Source organism: Cupriavidus necator, assembly GCF_016127575.1.
GTDB classification, from domain to species: domain Bacteria; phylum Pseudomonadota; class Gammaproteobacteria; order Burkholderiales; family Burkholderiaceae; genus Cupriavidus; species Cupriavidus necator_D.
In genome coordinates this window covers 245,090-258,660 of record NZ_CP066018.1, presented here as the reverse complement: position 1 = coordinate 258,660, position 13,571 = coordinate 245,090, and the positions used below count along the sequence as shown (strand labels likewise).

At 66.7% G+C, this 13,571-nt stretch carries 15 protein-coding genes; 11 read left to right on the top strand and 4 right to left on the bottom strand.

The window, feature by feature from the left end; all coding sequences use genetic code 11:
- The first annotated feature begins 55 nt into the window (after positions 1-55).
- The 11 genes from I6H87_RS01235 (at position 56) to iscX (ending at position 8,907) form a co-directional block, all read left to right on the top strand.
- Positions 56-544: a low molecular weight protein-tyrosine-phosphatase gene (locus I6H87_RS01235; RefSeq protein WP_010809029.1), complete on the top strand. Its 489-nt coding sequence runs from the start codon at positions 56-58 to the stop codon at positions 542-544.
- Positions 545-631: 87 nt separating this feature from the next.
- Positions 632-2,728, top strand: coding sequence for a site-specific recombinase (locus I6H87_RS01230; protein ID WP_011614909.1), 2,097 nt, complete (start codon positions 632-634; stop codon positions 2,726-2,728).
- 106 nt (positions 2,729-2,834) lie between these two features.
- Complete coding sequence (gene iscR, locus I6H87_RS01225; RefSeq protein ID WP_011614910.1) at positions 2,835-3,389, top strand: Fe-S cluster assembly transcriptional regulator IscR; 555 nt, start codon at positions 2,835-2,837, stop codon at positions 3,387-3,389.
- A 55-nt stretch (positions 3,390-3,444) separates the two neighbouring features.
- Positions 3,445-4,668 (top strand): IscS subfamily cysteine desulfurase, encoded by a 1,224-nt coding sequence (locus tag I6H87_RS01220; RefSeq protein WP_269446663.1) that lies wholly within the window; start codon positions 3,445-3,447, stop codon positions 4,666-4,668.
- A 66-nt stretch (positions 4,669-4,734) separates the two neighbouring features.
- A complete protein-coding gene (gene iscU, locus I6H87_RS01215) occupies positions 4,735-5,133 on the top strand; it encodes a Fe-S cluster assembly scaffold IscU (RefSeq protein ID WP_010809025.1) in 399 nt (132 codons plus the stop codon).
- A 43-nt stretch (positions 5,134-5,176) separates the two neighbouring features.
- Positions 5,177-5,497, top strand: a complete 321-nt coding sequence (gene iscA, locus I6H87_RS01210) for an iron-sulfur cluster assembly protein IscA (protein ID WP_010809024.1) — start codon at positions 5,177-5,179, stop codon at positions 5,495-5,497.
- 25 nt (positions 5,498-5,522) lie between these two features.
- Positions 5,523-5,744: a DUF3565 domain-containing protein gene (locus I6H87_RS01205; RefSeq protein WP_011614911.1), complete on the top strand. Its 222-nt coding sequence runs from the start codon at positions 5,523-5,525 to the stop codon at positions 5,742-5,744.
- A gap of 63 nt (positions 5,745-5,807) precedes the next feature.
- Positions 5,808-6,326 carry a Fe-S protein assembly co-chaperone HscB gene (hscB, locus tag I6H87_RS01200; protein WP_010809022.1) on the top strand — a complete coding sequence of 173 codons (519 nt, stop codon included), beginning with the start codon at positions 5,808-5,810 and terminating at the stop codon, positions 6,324-6,326.
- Between the two features lie 109 nt (positions 6,327-6,435).
- The gene (hscA, locus tag I6H87_RS01195; protein WP_010809021.1) at positions 6,436-8,301 is read left to right on the top strand and encodes a Fe-S protein assembly chaperone HscA; all 1,866 of its coding nucleotides are present in this window, start codon (positions 6,436-6,438) and stop codon (positions 8,299-8,301) included.
- 40 nt (positions 8,302-8,341) lie between these two features.
- Positions 8,342-8,680 carry an ISC system 2Fe-2S type ferredoxin gene (gene fdx, locus I6H87_RS01190; RefSeq protein ID WP_010809020.1) on the top strand — a complete coding sequence of 113 codons (339 nt, stop codon included), beginning with the start codon at positions 8,342-8,344 and terminating at the stop codon, positions 8,678-8,680.
- A 32-nt stretch (positions 8,681-8,712) separates the two neighbouring features.
- Complete coding sequence (gene iscX, locus I6H87_RS01185) at positions 8,713-8,907, top strand: Fe-S cluster assembly protein IscX (RefSeq protein ID WP_010809019.1); 195 nt, start codon at positions 8,713-8,715, stop codon at positions 8,905-8,907.
- Positions 8,908-8,983: 76 nt separating this feature from the next.
- On the opposite strand, the gene I6H87_RS01180 is transcribed toward iscX, so the two are convergent.
- From I6H87_RS01180 to prfB, 4 genes are all read right to left on the bottom strand, one after another.
- The gene (locus I6H87_RS01180) at positions 8,984-9,730 is read right to left on the bottom strand and encodes a glycine zipper 2TM domain-containing protein (RefSeq protein ID WP_010809018.1); all 747 of its coding nucleotides are present in this window, start codon (positions 9,728-9,730) and stop codon (positions 8,984-8,986) included.
- 250 nt (positions 9,731-9,980) lie between these two features.
- Positions 9,981-11,525 (bottom strand): lysine--tRNA ligase, encoded by a 1,545-nt coding sequence (lysS, locus tag I6H87_RS01175; RefSeq protein WP_011614912.1) that lies wholly within the window; start codon positions 11,523-11,525, stop codon positions 9,981-9,983.
- 63 nt (positions 11,526-11,588) lie between these two features.
- On the bottom strand, positions 11,589-12,347 hold the full coding sequence (locus I6H87_RS01170) for an SDR family oxidoreductase (protein WP_010809016.1): 759 nt from the start codon (positions 12,345-12,347) through the stop codon (positions 11,589-11,591).
- A 97-nt stretch (positions 12,348-12,444) separates the two neighbouring features.
- A protein-coding gene (gene prfB / locus I6H87_RS01165; protein ID WP_099045607.1) for a peptide chain release factor 2 occupies positions 12,445-13,549 on the bottom strand; the annotation gives its coding sequence in 2 pieces (ribosomal slippage) (positions 12,445-13,467 and positions 13,469-13,549; 1,104 coding nt in all).
- Between the last annotated feature and the right edge of the window lie 22 nt (positions 13,550-13,571).

Genomic DNA, 13,571 nt, shown 5'->3' with positions numbered 1-13,571 from the left:
GGCCTTGCCGTGTGCCGGTGCGCCCGCCGTTCCACTCCCGCCAAGCCGTGATCCGATGAAGACATACGCCATCCTGATGTGTTGCATGGGAAACATCTGCCGTTCCCCGACGGCGGAGGGCGTGCTGCGCGCCAAGCTGGCTGCGGCGGGGCTGGACGCACTGGTGGAACTGGATTCGGCGGGCACGCATGAATACCACCTGGGCCGCGCGCCCGATCCCCGCACCCAGCGCCACGCGCTGCAGCGCGGCTATGACCTGTCCGCGCTGCGCGCGCGCAAGGTCGGCCTGCCTGACTTCGACCGCTTCGACCTGATCCTGGCGATGGACCGCGAGAACCTGGCCGGCCTGGCGCGGCTGCGCCCCGATGCCGGCGCCAAGCTGCGCCTGCTGATGAGCTTCGCCACCCGCCACGACGCCGACGAGGTGCCGGACCCCTACTACGGCGAAGGCGATGGCTTCGAGCGCGTGCTCGACTACATCGAAGATGCCTGCGACGGCCTGGTGGCCGAGTTGCGCCAGCGCCTGCAAGGCAACGCCGGCTGATCCCGGCGCCCGCTCCATCGTCCTTTCTGCGGCCCGCGCCGCGACGCCTCCGGCGCCGCGCCCGGCGGACCGATCCCACGAGAATCCATGCTTCGCAAACTGTTCCGCAAATGGCGCGAATCGCGCAATGCAAGCCTGCAGCTCGACGCCATCCTGGCCGCTGCCGATCCTGAGGCGCCGCTGGCCGAGCGCAACGGCTGGCTGATCGAGTTGGGCTTCTGGATCCGCCGCGATGGCGGGCTGGGCGCCGATACTGACAGCCAGGAACCTGGCACGGACCGCCGCCACCCCGAGCATGTGCGGCTGCGCTACCTGCTGCAGGTGCTGGAGCGGCATCCCGACTGGGCCGGGCGTTTCGCCCTGACGGTGCGCAGCCTGGTGCGCGAGAACGACCCCACCGGACTGTTCTGCGATACCGGCGTGGCCCTGCACCCGGGCTTCGTCAGCGAGATGGTGGGCCGGCTGCAGAACCGCTTCCTGCCGCCGCCGCCCAACCGCAGCGACATGGCGGGGCTGTTTGCGCTGGTGTTCGTCGGGGATGAGGACGCGGAGTGGGTCGAGGCCATCGACGATGGGCTGCTGGCGCGGCTGGCGCGCGTGCTGCAGGCCGGCAGCGCCGGGGGCGAAGCGGCGGGCATGGCGCACTATCGCGATGCGCTGGGCCAGACGCTGGCCACCAGCATCGCGGTGCTGGTCAGCCAGGTGCGCGCCACCGGCCTGAGTCAGGCGATCCGTTCGCGCCTGGCCGGGCGGGTGGAAGAGACACCGTTCTTCCGCCTGGACGAGGCCATCCAGGCCTTGCGTGAAGAGGGCCTGCGCCATGACGACAACAGCTTTGGCCACCGCCTGAACTACTTCCGCGCGCTGCTGGACGGCTGCCATGCCGCGATCCGCCAGGTGTATGAGGACCTGGAGGAAAACGGCGTGTCGGTCGAGGTGGTGTTCCAGATCGAGCGCATGAAGGTGCAGCTCAGCCGCATCGAGCTGCTGCTGGCGGCCTGGGTCGAGCCCCGCCGGCCCGGCATGCATGCGCACCTGGTGGCGGAGCTGATCCGATCGACCCAGGCCCGGCGCAGCATCTCGCACCTGGCCGGCACCTCGTTCGCGCAGCTGGCGCGCAAGGTGGTGGAGCGCTCGGCCGAGACCGGCGAGCACTACATCACGCGCGACCGCAAGGAATACGCCGAGCTGGTGCGCGCCGCGGCCGGCGGCGGCCTGGTCTCGGTCGCCACCGTGTACCTGAAGTTCCTGATCTACGGCCTGCACCTGGACAAGTTCAGTGAAGGGTTGCTGGCCTCGCTCAACTACGCCGGCAGCTTCCTGGCCATCCACTTTGCGCACTTCACGCTGGCGACCAAGCAGCCGGCCATGACCGGGCCGGCGCTGGCGCACCGGCTGGACGGGGCAGGGCGGCCGGAAGGGCGCGAGATATTCGTCGACGACACCATTGCCATGATCCGCTCCAACGCGGCGGCGATCGTCGGCAACCTGGCGGTGGTGTTCCCGGTGGCGCTGGGGATCCAGTGGCTGGCGCACAAACTGCTCGGCGCCAACCTGATCACGCCGGCCAAGGCGATTGCCACCATCGAGTCGTTCTCGATCCTGGGCCCGACGCCGCTCTATGCCGCCTTCACCGGCGTGCTGCTGTGGCTGTCCAGCCTGATTGCCGGCTGGGCCGACAACTGGTTCGCGCTGCATCGCGTGCACGACGTGATGGCCTACAACCGGCGCCTCCAGTACGTGCTGGGTGCGCGCGGCGCCACCCGTCTGGCGGATTTCTGGAAGCGCAACCTGTCGGGCATAGCCGCCAACGTGTCGCTGGGCCTGCTGCTGGGGCTGGGGCCGGAAATCCTGAGCTTCTTCGGGCCCCATATGGAAGTGCGCCATGTGACGCTGTCGACGGGCTCGGTCGGCGCCGCCATCGGCGTGCTGGGGCTGGATGCACTGCGCATGCCGTCGCTGTGGCTGGCGGTGGCGGGCATTGCGCTGATGGGGATGCTGAACGTGGCGGTGAGCTTCGCGCTGGCGTTCAATATGGCGCTGCGGTCACGCAACCTGCGGCGCGTGGACCGCGCCGAACTGAGCGCGGCCGTGCGGCGGCGCATCCTGAAGCACCCGTTGTCGCTGGTGATTCCGCCGCGCGCGGCAGGCCCGGAGACGGCCGCGGGCGGGCGCGAAGCGTGATCGGGGCGTGGTGCGCTGCGGCAGGGGTAGTTGACTGAATTAGTCGGGTACCTTTATACTTGACGGAAACGATCAAGTATTAGCTTCACCCCCAGAGCCCTGCACCATGAGACTGACCACCAAAGGCCGCTTCGCGGTCACTGCGATGATCGACCTGGCCATGCGCCAGGACCAGGGACCGGTCACGCTCGCCGGCATCAGCCAGCGGCAAAAGATCTCGCTGTCCTACCTGGAGCAGTTGTTTGGCAAGCTGCGCCGGCACGAGATCGTCGAAAGCGTGCGCGGCCCGGGCGGCGGCTACAGTCTGGCGCGCAAGGCCGAAGACGTCACCGTGGCGGACATCATCATCGCCGTGGACGAGCCCCTGGATGCCACCCAGTGCGGCGGCAAGGGCAATTGTAACGGAGATGACGGCTCCGGGCGCTGCATGACCCATGAACTGTGGGCCACGCTGAACCAGAAGATGGTCGAGTACCTCGACTCCGTTTCCCTCAAGAACCTGGTGGACCAGCAGCGCGAGCGCCAGCCGGCCGTGCTGCACGACATGCGCGAGGACGCCGCGCAGCCGGTCGCGGCCGCTGCGCGCGGCAAGGCCGACAAGCAGGAAAAGCCGGTCCGGGCCAGAATGGTGAATTCAGTTTTCAGCCTGGCGCAGTCCTGAGCGCGCCCAGGCAACGACAGCAAAACAGCGATCAGCGGTCCCTAACAAGGCAGTCATAACGATGAGCACCCCACATTTCCCCATCTACATGGATTACTCGGCCACCACGCCGGTGGACCCGCGCGTGGCGGACAAGATGATTCCGTACCTGCGCGAGCAGTTCGGCAACCCCGCCTCGCGCAGCCACGCGTACGGCTGGGAAGCGGAGCGCGCGGTGGAAGAAGCACGTGAGCAGGTGGCCGCACTGGTCGGCGCCGACCCGCGCGAGATCGTGTGGACCTCGGGTGCGACCGAATCGAACAACCTGGCGATCAAGGGCGCCGCGAACTTCTATTCGGGCAAGGGCAAGCACATCATCACCCTGAAGACCGAGCACAAGGCCGTGCTCGACACCACGCGCGAGCTGGAGCGCCAGGGCTTTGAAGTGACCTACCTGGACGTGAAGGAAAACGGCCTGCTTGACATGGAAGTGTTCAAGCAGGCGCTGCGCCCGGACACCATCCTGGTGTCGGTGATGCTGGTCAACAACGAGATCGGCGTGATCCAGGACGTCGCGCAGATCGGCGAGATCTGCCGCGAGAAGGGCATCATCTTCCATTGCGACGCCGCGCAGGCAACCGGCAAGGTGGCGATCGACCTGGGCAAGCTGAAGTGCGACCTGATGTCGTTCTCGGCCCACAAGACCTACGGCCCCAAGGGCATCGGCGCGCTGTACGTGCGCCGCAAGCCGCGCGTGCGCATCGAGGCGCAGATGCACGGCGGCGGCCATGAGCGCGGCATGCGCTCGGGCACGCTGGCCACGCACCAGATCGTCGGCATGGGCGAAGCCTTCCGCATCGCCCGCGAAGAGATGGCGACCGAGAACGAACGCATCCGCATGCTGCGCGACCGCCTGTGGAACGGCCTGTCGGACATGGAAGAGGTCTACCTGAACGGCGACCTGGAACAGCGCGTGCCGCACAACCTGAATGTCAGCTTCAACTTCGTCGAAGGCGAGTCGCTGATCATGGCGATCAAGGACGTGGCGGTGTCGTCGGGTTCGGCCTGCACCTCGGCCTCGCTGGAGCCGTCGTATGTGCTGCGCGCCCTGGGCCGCAACGACGAACTGGCGCACAGCTCGATCCGCTTCACGGTGGGCCGCTTCACCACCGAGCAGGAGATCGACTACACCATCGAACTGCTCAAGAGCAAGATCGGCAAGCTGCGCGACCTGTCGCCGCTGTGGGAAATGTTCAAGGACGGCGTCGATTTGAATTCGATCCAGTGGGCCGCGCACTGACGCGCCCGCACAGATCATCAGAACAAAACGCAATACCCCCGCAAAGATACGCAAGAGGTAAGCAAAATGTCATACAGCACCAAGGTTCTCGATCACTATGAAAACCCCCGCAACGTCGGTTCGTTCGACAAGAACGACGATGCGGTCGGCACCGGCATGGTCGGTGCGCCGGCCTGCGGCGACGTGATGAAGCTGCAGATCAAGGTCAACGAGGCGGGCGTGATCGAAGACGCCAAGTTCAAGACCTACGGCTGCGGCTCGGCCATTGCCTCGTCCTCGCTCGTGACCGAGTGGGTCAAGGGCAAGACCGTGGACCAGGCGCTGGAGATCAAGAACACCCAGATCGCCGAAGAACTGGCGCTGCCGCCGGTGAAGATCCACTGCTCGATCCTGGCCGAAGACGCGATCAAGGCCGCCGTCGAAGACTACAAGAAGAAGCACGGCGCCGAGCAGAAGGCTGCCTGATTCTGTCGCACTGACCACGGCATCGACGAAGGAAGACGCAACGATGATCACCATGACCGAGAAGGCGGCCAAGCATGTGGCCCGCTACCTGGAACGCCGCGGCAAGGGCGTGGGCCTGCGCCTGGGCGTGAAGACCACCGGCTGCTCGGGCCTGGCCTACAAGCTGGAATACGTCGACGAGCTGCTGCCGGAAGACGCGGTGTTCGAATCGCACGGCATCAAGGTCATCGTCGACGCCAAGAGCCTGCCGTATATCGACGGCACCGAACTCGACTACGCACGTGAAGGGTTGAACGAAGGTTTCCGCTTCAACAACCCCAACGTCAAGGACGAGTGCGGCTGCGGCGAGTCCTTCACGGTCTGAGGCGCGCCAGCGCAAGCAAGCCCCGGTGGAGCGCAGCATCGTCGGGTTCCGCCGGGACGAGGAAGGCCACTGGGTGGCCGAACTCGAATGCGGGCACGGCCAGCATATGCGGCACGACCCGCCATGGCAGTCGCGGCCATGGACGCAAAGCGAGCAGGGCCGCGCCGGCATGATCGGCATGCGGGTGAACTGCCTGAAGTGCGACCGCAACGAACCGCCGGCCGAGGGGGCACGCAAGCCCGCCTGAGCGGCACCGTGGCGGCAATGGACAAAGGGGCGGCGCGGCCGCTCTTTTTTCTTGGGGAAGCAGTTGAAAGACGATTTTTTTGCGCTGTTCGGCCTGCCGGCGCAGTACGGCGTCGATGACGCCGCGCTGGATGCGGCGTACCGCACCGTGCAGTCGCAGGCGCATCCGGACCGCTTTGCCAAGGCGGGCGACGCCGAGCGCCGCGTGGCCATGCAATGGGCCGCGCATGCCAATGAAGCCTACCGTACGCTGCGCCAGCCGTTGCGGCGCGCGACCTACCTGCTGAAGCTGCGCGGCGTCGATGTGCAGGCCGAGAACAACACGGCCATGACTCCGGCCTTCCTGATGCAGCAGATGGAATGGCGCGAAGCGCTGCAGGAAGCGGTGGAAGAGCGCGCAGTGGACCGGCTCGATGCGCTGCTGCGCGAGCTGCGCCAGGAAAAGCGTGAGCGCCACGAAGCACTGGGCGCGTTGCTGGATTCCGGCGACAACGAGGCGGCTGGCGGCGCGGTGCGGCAACTGATGTTTATCGAGAAGATCGAGCACGATACCAGCGAGGCCATCGACCGGCTGGAACACTGACCGGCACGTTTGCCGGGGCCGTGACACAATGGCGCCCGGCGCGAAAACCGCTCCCCAATGCCACCCGCATGGCGGTTTCCACTGCCGCACAAGACAGCAAAGAAATACCATGGCACTGCTCCAGATTTCCGAACCCGGCATGTCGCCGGCGCCCCACCAACGCCGCCTGGCCGTCGGCATCGACCTCGGCACCACCAATTCGCTGGTGGCCGCGGTGCGCAGCAGCATTCCCGAAGTGCTGGGCGACGAGCGCGGCCGCGCGCTGCTGCCGTCGGTCGTGCGCTACCTGCCGGACCGTACCGCCCATATCGGCTACCGGGCCCAGGAAGAAGCGGTGCGCGACCCCAAGAACACCATCGTCTCGGTCAAGCGCTTCATGGGCCGCGGCCTGCGCGACGTGGCCAATATCGAGCACAGCCCGTATGACTTTGTCGACGCGCCGGGCATGCTGCAGATCAAGACCGCCGCCGGCGTAAAGAGCCCGGTGGAGATCTCGGCCGAGATCCTGGCCACGCTGCGCCAGCGCGCTGAAGACACGCTGGGCGACGACCTGGTCGGCGCCGTCATCACGGTGCCGGCCTACTTCGACGAGGCCCAGCGCCAGGCGACCAAGGACGCCGCGCGCCTGGCCGGCCTGGAAGTGCTGCGCCTGCTCAACGAGCCCACTGCCGCGGCCATTGCCTACGGCCTGGACAATGCCTCGGAAGGCATCTACGCGGTTTACGACCTGGGCGGCGGCACCTTCGATATCTCGGTGCTCAAGCTCACGCAGGGCGTGTTCGAGGTGCTGGCCACCGGCGGCGACTCGGCCCTCGGCGGCGATGACTTCGACCAGCGCCTGCTGTGCTGGATCGTCGAGCAGGCCAGCCTGCAGCCGCTATCGGCGCAGGACATGCGCCTGCTGATGGTGCGTGCGCGCGCGGCCAAGGAAGCGCTGTCGGAAAGCGACAGCACCGTGATCGACGCCGTGCTGGAGTCCGGCGAGATCGTCCACCTGACGCTGACTGTCGAGATCTTCGACCAGGTCACCGCGCACCTGGTGCAGAAGACCCTGGCGCCGGTGCGCAAGGCGCTGCGCGACGCGGGCGTCGCGCCCGACGAGGTCAAGGGCGTGGTGCTGGTCGGCGGCGCCACGCGCATGCCGTCGATCCGCAAGGCCGTGGGCGACTACTTCGGCCAGACCCCGCTGACCAACCTCGACCCGGACCGCGTGGTGGCGCTGGGCGCCGCGATGCAGGCCAACCTGCTGGCCGGCAACCATGCCCCGGGCGAAGACTGGCTGCTGCTCGACGTGATCCCGCTGTCGCTGGGCGTTGAGACCATGGGCGGCCTGGTCGAGAAGATCATCCCGCGCAACAGCACCATCCCGGTGGCGCGCGCGCAGGAATTCACCACCTTCAAGGATGGCCAGACCGCGATGGCGATCCACGTGCTGCAGGGCGAGCGCGAGCTGGCCAGCGACTGCCGCTCGCTGGCGCGCTTCGAGCTGCGCGGCATCCCGCCGATGGTGGCGGGCGCGGCGCGCATCCGCGTGACCTACCAGGTCGATGCCGACGGCCTGCTGTCGGTGACCGCGCGCGAAACGCATTCGGGTGTGGAAGCCTCGGTCACGGTCAAGCCGTCGTACGGCCTGGCCGACGACGATATCGCGCGCATGCTGCAGGAAAGCTTCCGCGAGGCCGAGCACGACATGAAGAGCCGCGCGCTGGCCGAAGAGCGCGTGGAAGCCGACCGGCTGGTCGAGGCCACGCAGCGCGCGCTGGAAACCGATGGCGACCTGCTGTCGGCGGAAGAGCGCACCGCGGTCGAGGCGCTGATGGCTACGGTGCGCGAGATCGCCACCGGCGAAGACCACCACGCCATCCACGCCGCGGTGGAGAAGCTGTCGCACGGTACCGACGAATTCGCCGCCCGCCGCATGGACCGTTCGATCAAGAGCGCGCTGGCCGGGCGCAAGGTGCAGGAGCTGGGCTGATCACCGGGCCCGCACCGACATACAGACATCAGGACACCACATGCCACAGATCGTTGTTTTGCCCCACGTTGAATATTGCCCGGAAGGGACGGTGATCGAAGCCGAGAAGGGCGTCAGCGTCTGCGACGCGCTGCTCTCGCACGGCATCGAGATCGAGCATGCGTGCGAGAAGTCGTGCGCCTGCACCACCTGCCACGTGATCGTGCGCGAGGGCTTCAATTCGCTCAACGAGGCCGAGGAGAAGGAAGAAGACCTGCTCGACAAGGCCTGGGGGCTGGAGCCGAATTCGCGGCTGTCGTGCCAGGCCATCGTCGATGATGAAGACCTGACCATCGAAATCCCGAAGTACACCATCAACCACGCCAAGGAAGGCCACTGAGCGGCCGGCAAATCTCAGCGGAGAACAATCCCATGAAGTGGACCGATACCTACGCCATTGCCGAAGCGCTGTATGACAAGTTCCCGGATGTCGATCCGGCGGGCGTGCGCTTCACTGACCTGCGCCGCTGGGTGCTGGAGCTCGACGGCTTTGCCGACGCGCCCGAGCGCTCGGGCGAGAAGATCCTGGAGGCGATCCAGCAGGCCTGGATCCAGGAAGCCGAATAAGCGACGCAGTATCGGGATGGCGACAAAAGGCCGGCAAATTGCCGGCCTTTTGCTTTGCTGCTGCGCGAGAGCCGGATCAGCCCCGCATCAGCGCGCCGTTCTCCAGGTGCACGCGCTCGCCTGGCTGCACGGCGGGGTCTTTCTCGTAGGTGAAGGTGCGGTGGCTGCCGTCATCCATGCGCACGCGCACTTCATAGTGCGTGTCCTTGCTGACGGTCTTCTCGATCTGGTTGCCGGCCACGCCGCCACCCACGGCACCCACCACGGTGCCGACGATGCGGCCATTGCCCTTGCCGACCTGGTTGCCCAGCAGCCCGCCCACCACGGCCCCGCCGAGCGCGCCCAGGCCGCTGGTGTTGGGCTTCTGGGTCTGGATCGGCGTCACCGAGACGATACGGCCGGCGTAGGGGCTGCCCTTGGCAGCCTGGCGCTCGGTGTCGGCACGCTGGCTGGCGCGCGGCTCGCTGTCGCGCTGCGCGGCCTGGCGTGCCGGGGCGGTGCGTGGCGCGGCTTGCGACGAACCGGTGGCATCCTGGCCGGCCGGGCGCTGCTGGCCGTCGTTGTAGACCGGCGGCCGGGTTGTGCTGCCCGGGGCGGGCGCTGCCGTGACCGGCAGCGGCCCTTGCGGGTCTGCCTGCGCACCGGCCTGCGCCGGCAGGTCAGGGCTGGCCTTGCCGATCGGCAGCACGCCAGTGACGGCGGCGACCGCGGTCAGGCTGGCGATCACCACGGCGACGGCTGCCGCACCGACGAGCGGATGCAGCCGGCGTTGCGGCGGCAGCGGGGCAGGGGTGTTGTCGTTCGGGGTGGCTTGGCTTTGCATTGCTATGGCTCCGGTGCGGCGAAGGCCGCGTTGGGATGGAACCAGTGTGGCCGAAGCGGGTGGGGTTTTCCGTTTGTTTTTGTAAATATATGTAGGCGGAAAATATCTTTTATATCAATGCCTTATGGTTGGTTGGGGCGCATATCACGGGGCCAGGCTGTAACATTCGGCGGCTTGGCATGACATTGGCGGCGCCCCAAGGAAAAAGCCCCACCGATTCGGTGGGGCTTCATCTTGCCAAAGCGCTTGCTCAGTCTTCCCGGCGCAGGTGCGGGAACAGGATGACGTCGCGGATATTCGGGCTATCCGTCAGCAGCATCACCAGGCGGTCGATGCCGATGCCGCAGCCGCCCGTCGGGGGCATGCCGTATTCCAGCGCGCGGATGTAGTCGGCGTCGAAGTACATGGCTTCTTCATCGCCGGCGTCCTTCTGCTCGACCTGCTTGCGGAAACGGTCGGCCTGGTCCTCGGCATCGTTCAGCTCCGAGAAGCCGTTGGCGATCTCGCGGCCGGTGATGAACAGTTCAAAGCGCTCGGTGATGCCAGGCACCGTGTCCGAGGCGCGTGCCAGCGGCGAGACCTCGACCGGGTAGTCGACGATGAAGGTCGGCTCCCACAGCTGGTTTTCCGCGGTTTCCTCGAACAGCACCAGTTGCAGCGTGCCCAGGCCGGCGTTGAGGAACTGCGGCGCGTTGGTGTTGACGCCGAACTTCTTCAGCTCGGTGCGCAGGAACCCGGCATCGGCCAGTTGCGCATCGGTGTACTGCGGTGCGAACTTCTGGATCGCCTGGCAGATCGTCAGCCGATGGAACGGCTTGGACAGGTCCAGCTCGCGGTCCTGGTAGGTCAGCACGGCACTGCCGCGCGCATCGATCGCGGCCTTGCGGATCAGGTCCTCGGTGAAGTCCATCAGCCAGCGGTAGTCCGTGTAGGCCGCGTAGAACTCCATCATGGTGAACTCGGGGTTGTGGCGCGGGCTCACCCCTTCGTTGCGGAAGTTGCGGTTGATCTCGAACACACGCTCGAAGCCGCCGACGATCAGGCGCTTCAGGTACAGCTCGGGCGCGATGCGCATGAACATCTGCATGTCCAGCGCATTGTGGTGCGTGATGAAGGGCTTGGCCGCGGCGCCGCCCGGGATCGGGTGCAGCATCGGCGTTTCCACTTCCATGAAGCCGGCATCGGCCATATGGCGGCGCAGCGACGAGATCGCATTGGTGCGGGCGCGGAAGGTGTTGCGTGTTTCCGGCGACACGATCAGGTCGACATAGCGCTGGCGGTACTTCATTTCCTGGTCGGCCAGGCCGTGGAACTTGTCCGGCAGCGGACGCAGCGACTTGGACAGCAGGCGCAGCTCGCGCACCTGCACCGACAGCTCGCCCTTGTTGGTGCGGAACAGTTCGCCGCGGGCGCTGATGATGTCGCCCAGGTCCCAGTGCTTGAAGGCCGCGTAGACCTCTTCGCCGACCTTGTCGCGGGTGATGTAGAACTGGATCTGGCCGCTGCCGTCCTGCACCGTGGCAAAGCTGGCCTTGCCCATCACGCGCTTGAGCATCATGCGCCCGGCGATGGCGACCTCGACCGGCGCGGCCTCGAGCGTGGCCTGCTCGGTCTCGGTGTATTGCGCCTGCAGCGCGGCGGCCTGGTGGGTGGGGCGGAAATCGTTGGGGAAGGGCACGCCTTGCTGGCGCAGCGCGGCCAGTTTCTCGCGCCGCTCCGCGATGATCTTGTTCTCGTCGACGGCGGGAGTATCTGCGGCGGCTGGCTTGGCCTGGGCGCGGTTCGGTTCAGTCATGATGTCTTGTCGGATCGCGCGCGGCGTGCCGCGCGCGGATTCAGATGGCTTGATGGGTGCGGCTTAGTAGTTGCGGAGATCGTCCAGCTCGGTGCTGCCGAAATCCGGGCGGTGCAGGTAGGCGACGATGCGGCCGGCGGTTTCCTCGGCCGACGCCAGCTGTTCATTGGCTTTCAGCTCGCGGAAGCGCTGCACCTGGGCGAAGTCGGCATTGCGGATGGTGGCCTGCATGCCGGTGTCGATCACGCCCGGGGCCAGCGCCACGGCGCGCACGGTGCGCGGGGCTTCGGCCTGGGCGTACTCGGCGTTGACCGAGCGCATGAACATGTCCAGCCCGGCCTTGCCGGCGCAGTAGGCGCTCCAGCCTTCGACCGGGCGGCGCGCCGCGCCGGAGGAGATCGCCAGCACCTTGCGCGGGCAGTCGAACTTCTCGGTGCGCTCCAGGAACGCCGCGGTCATCGTCATCGGCGCCGCCAGGTTGGTCAGCAGGTGCGGCACCAGGGTTTTCTCCTGCAGGCGCGTGACCGGGCCGATCGGTTCGACCACGCCCGCGTTCAGGATCAGCGTGGCGCTGGTCGGCGGGATGTCGAGCGTATCGAGCACGCTGGCGAGCCAGGTTGCGGCGGGGCCGGCCTGCGACAGGTCCTGCAGGTGCCAGGCCACCGGCACGCCGCTCATGGTGGCGATGCGCTCGAGCTCGCTGTTGCGGCTGCGCGCCACGCAGATCAGTCGGTTGCCCGGCACGAGCAGGGCATTGGTCAGTGCCGCGCCCAGCCCGCGCGAGGCGCCGGTGATGATGTAGAGGTGATTGGCTTCGCTCATGGTGCCCCGGTCGGAAAGGCCGCAGCTGCGGCGGTACAGCGATGATCCAGCGATTGCGGTGATGTTGCTGTGCCGCCGCGGGCGGCCCGGTACGGCCTTACAGTCCCTGCTTGAGGCTGGCCTCGATGAACGGGTCCAGGTCGCCGTCCAGCACCTTCTGGGTGTTGGACATTTCCACGTTGGTGCGCAGGTCCTTGATGCGGCTCTGGTCCAGCACGTAGGAGCGGATCTGGTGGCCCCAGCCCACGTCGGTCTTGCCGGCTTCGAGCTTGTCGGCCTCGGCCTGGCGCTTGCGCATCTCGTGCTCGTACAGGCGCGATTTCAGCATCGACATGGCTTCGGCACGGTTGCGGTGCTGTGAGCGGTCGTTCTGGCACTGCACCACGATTCCGGTAGGGATGTGCGTGATCCGCACGGCCGAATCGGTCTTGTTGATGTGCTGGCCGCCCGCCCCCGAGGCGCGGTAGGTGTCCACGCGCAGGTCCGCCGGGTTGACCTCGACCTCGAACGAATCGTCGACCTCGGGGTAGACGAACACCGACGAGAACGAGGTATGGCGCCCGCCCGACGAATCGAACGGCGACTTGCGCACCAGGCGGTGCACGCCGGTTTCAGTACGCAGGTAGCCGAAGGCGTATTCGCCCTCGATCTTGATGGTCGCGCTCTTGATGCCGGCCACGTCGCCTTCGGACTCTTCCAGCACCTCGGCCTTGAAGCCCTTGCGCTCGCAGTACTTCAGGTACTGGCGCAGCAGCATCGAGGCCCAGTCGCACGCTTCGGTGCCGCCAGCGCCGGCCTGGATGTCGATAAAGGCGTTGGCCTGGTCCATCTCGCCCGAGAACATGCGGCGGAATTCCATGCCCGCGACGATCTCCTCGAAGCCCTTGACGTCGGCCTCGATCGCTTCGAGGGTGTCGTCGTCGCCTTCTTCCCTGGCGAGCTCAAACAGCTCTTCGGCGCCGCTGAGGTCGTCGGTGAGCTTGCTGAGCACGCTTACCACGCCCTCGATTGCCTTCTTTTCCTTGCCGAGGTCCTGGGCCCGCTTGGGGTTGTTCCAGACGTCGGGGTCTTCCAGCAAACCGTTGACTTCGTCCAGCCTTCCTACTTTGACATCGTAGTCAAAGATACCCCCGTAGATCTTCCGTTCGCGAACGGAGATCGGAGATGGCACCGGAGATGGCGTTGAGGCGTTCTGCTTCCATGATGTTCCTGCGCTTCGAAAAC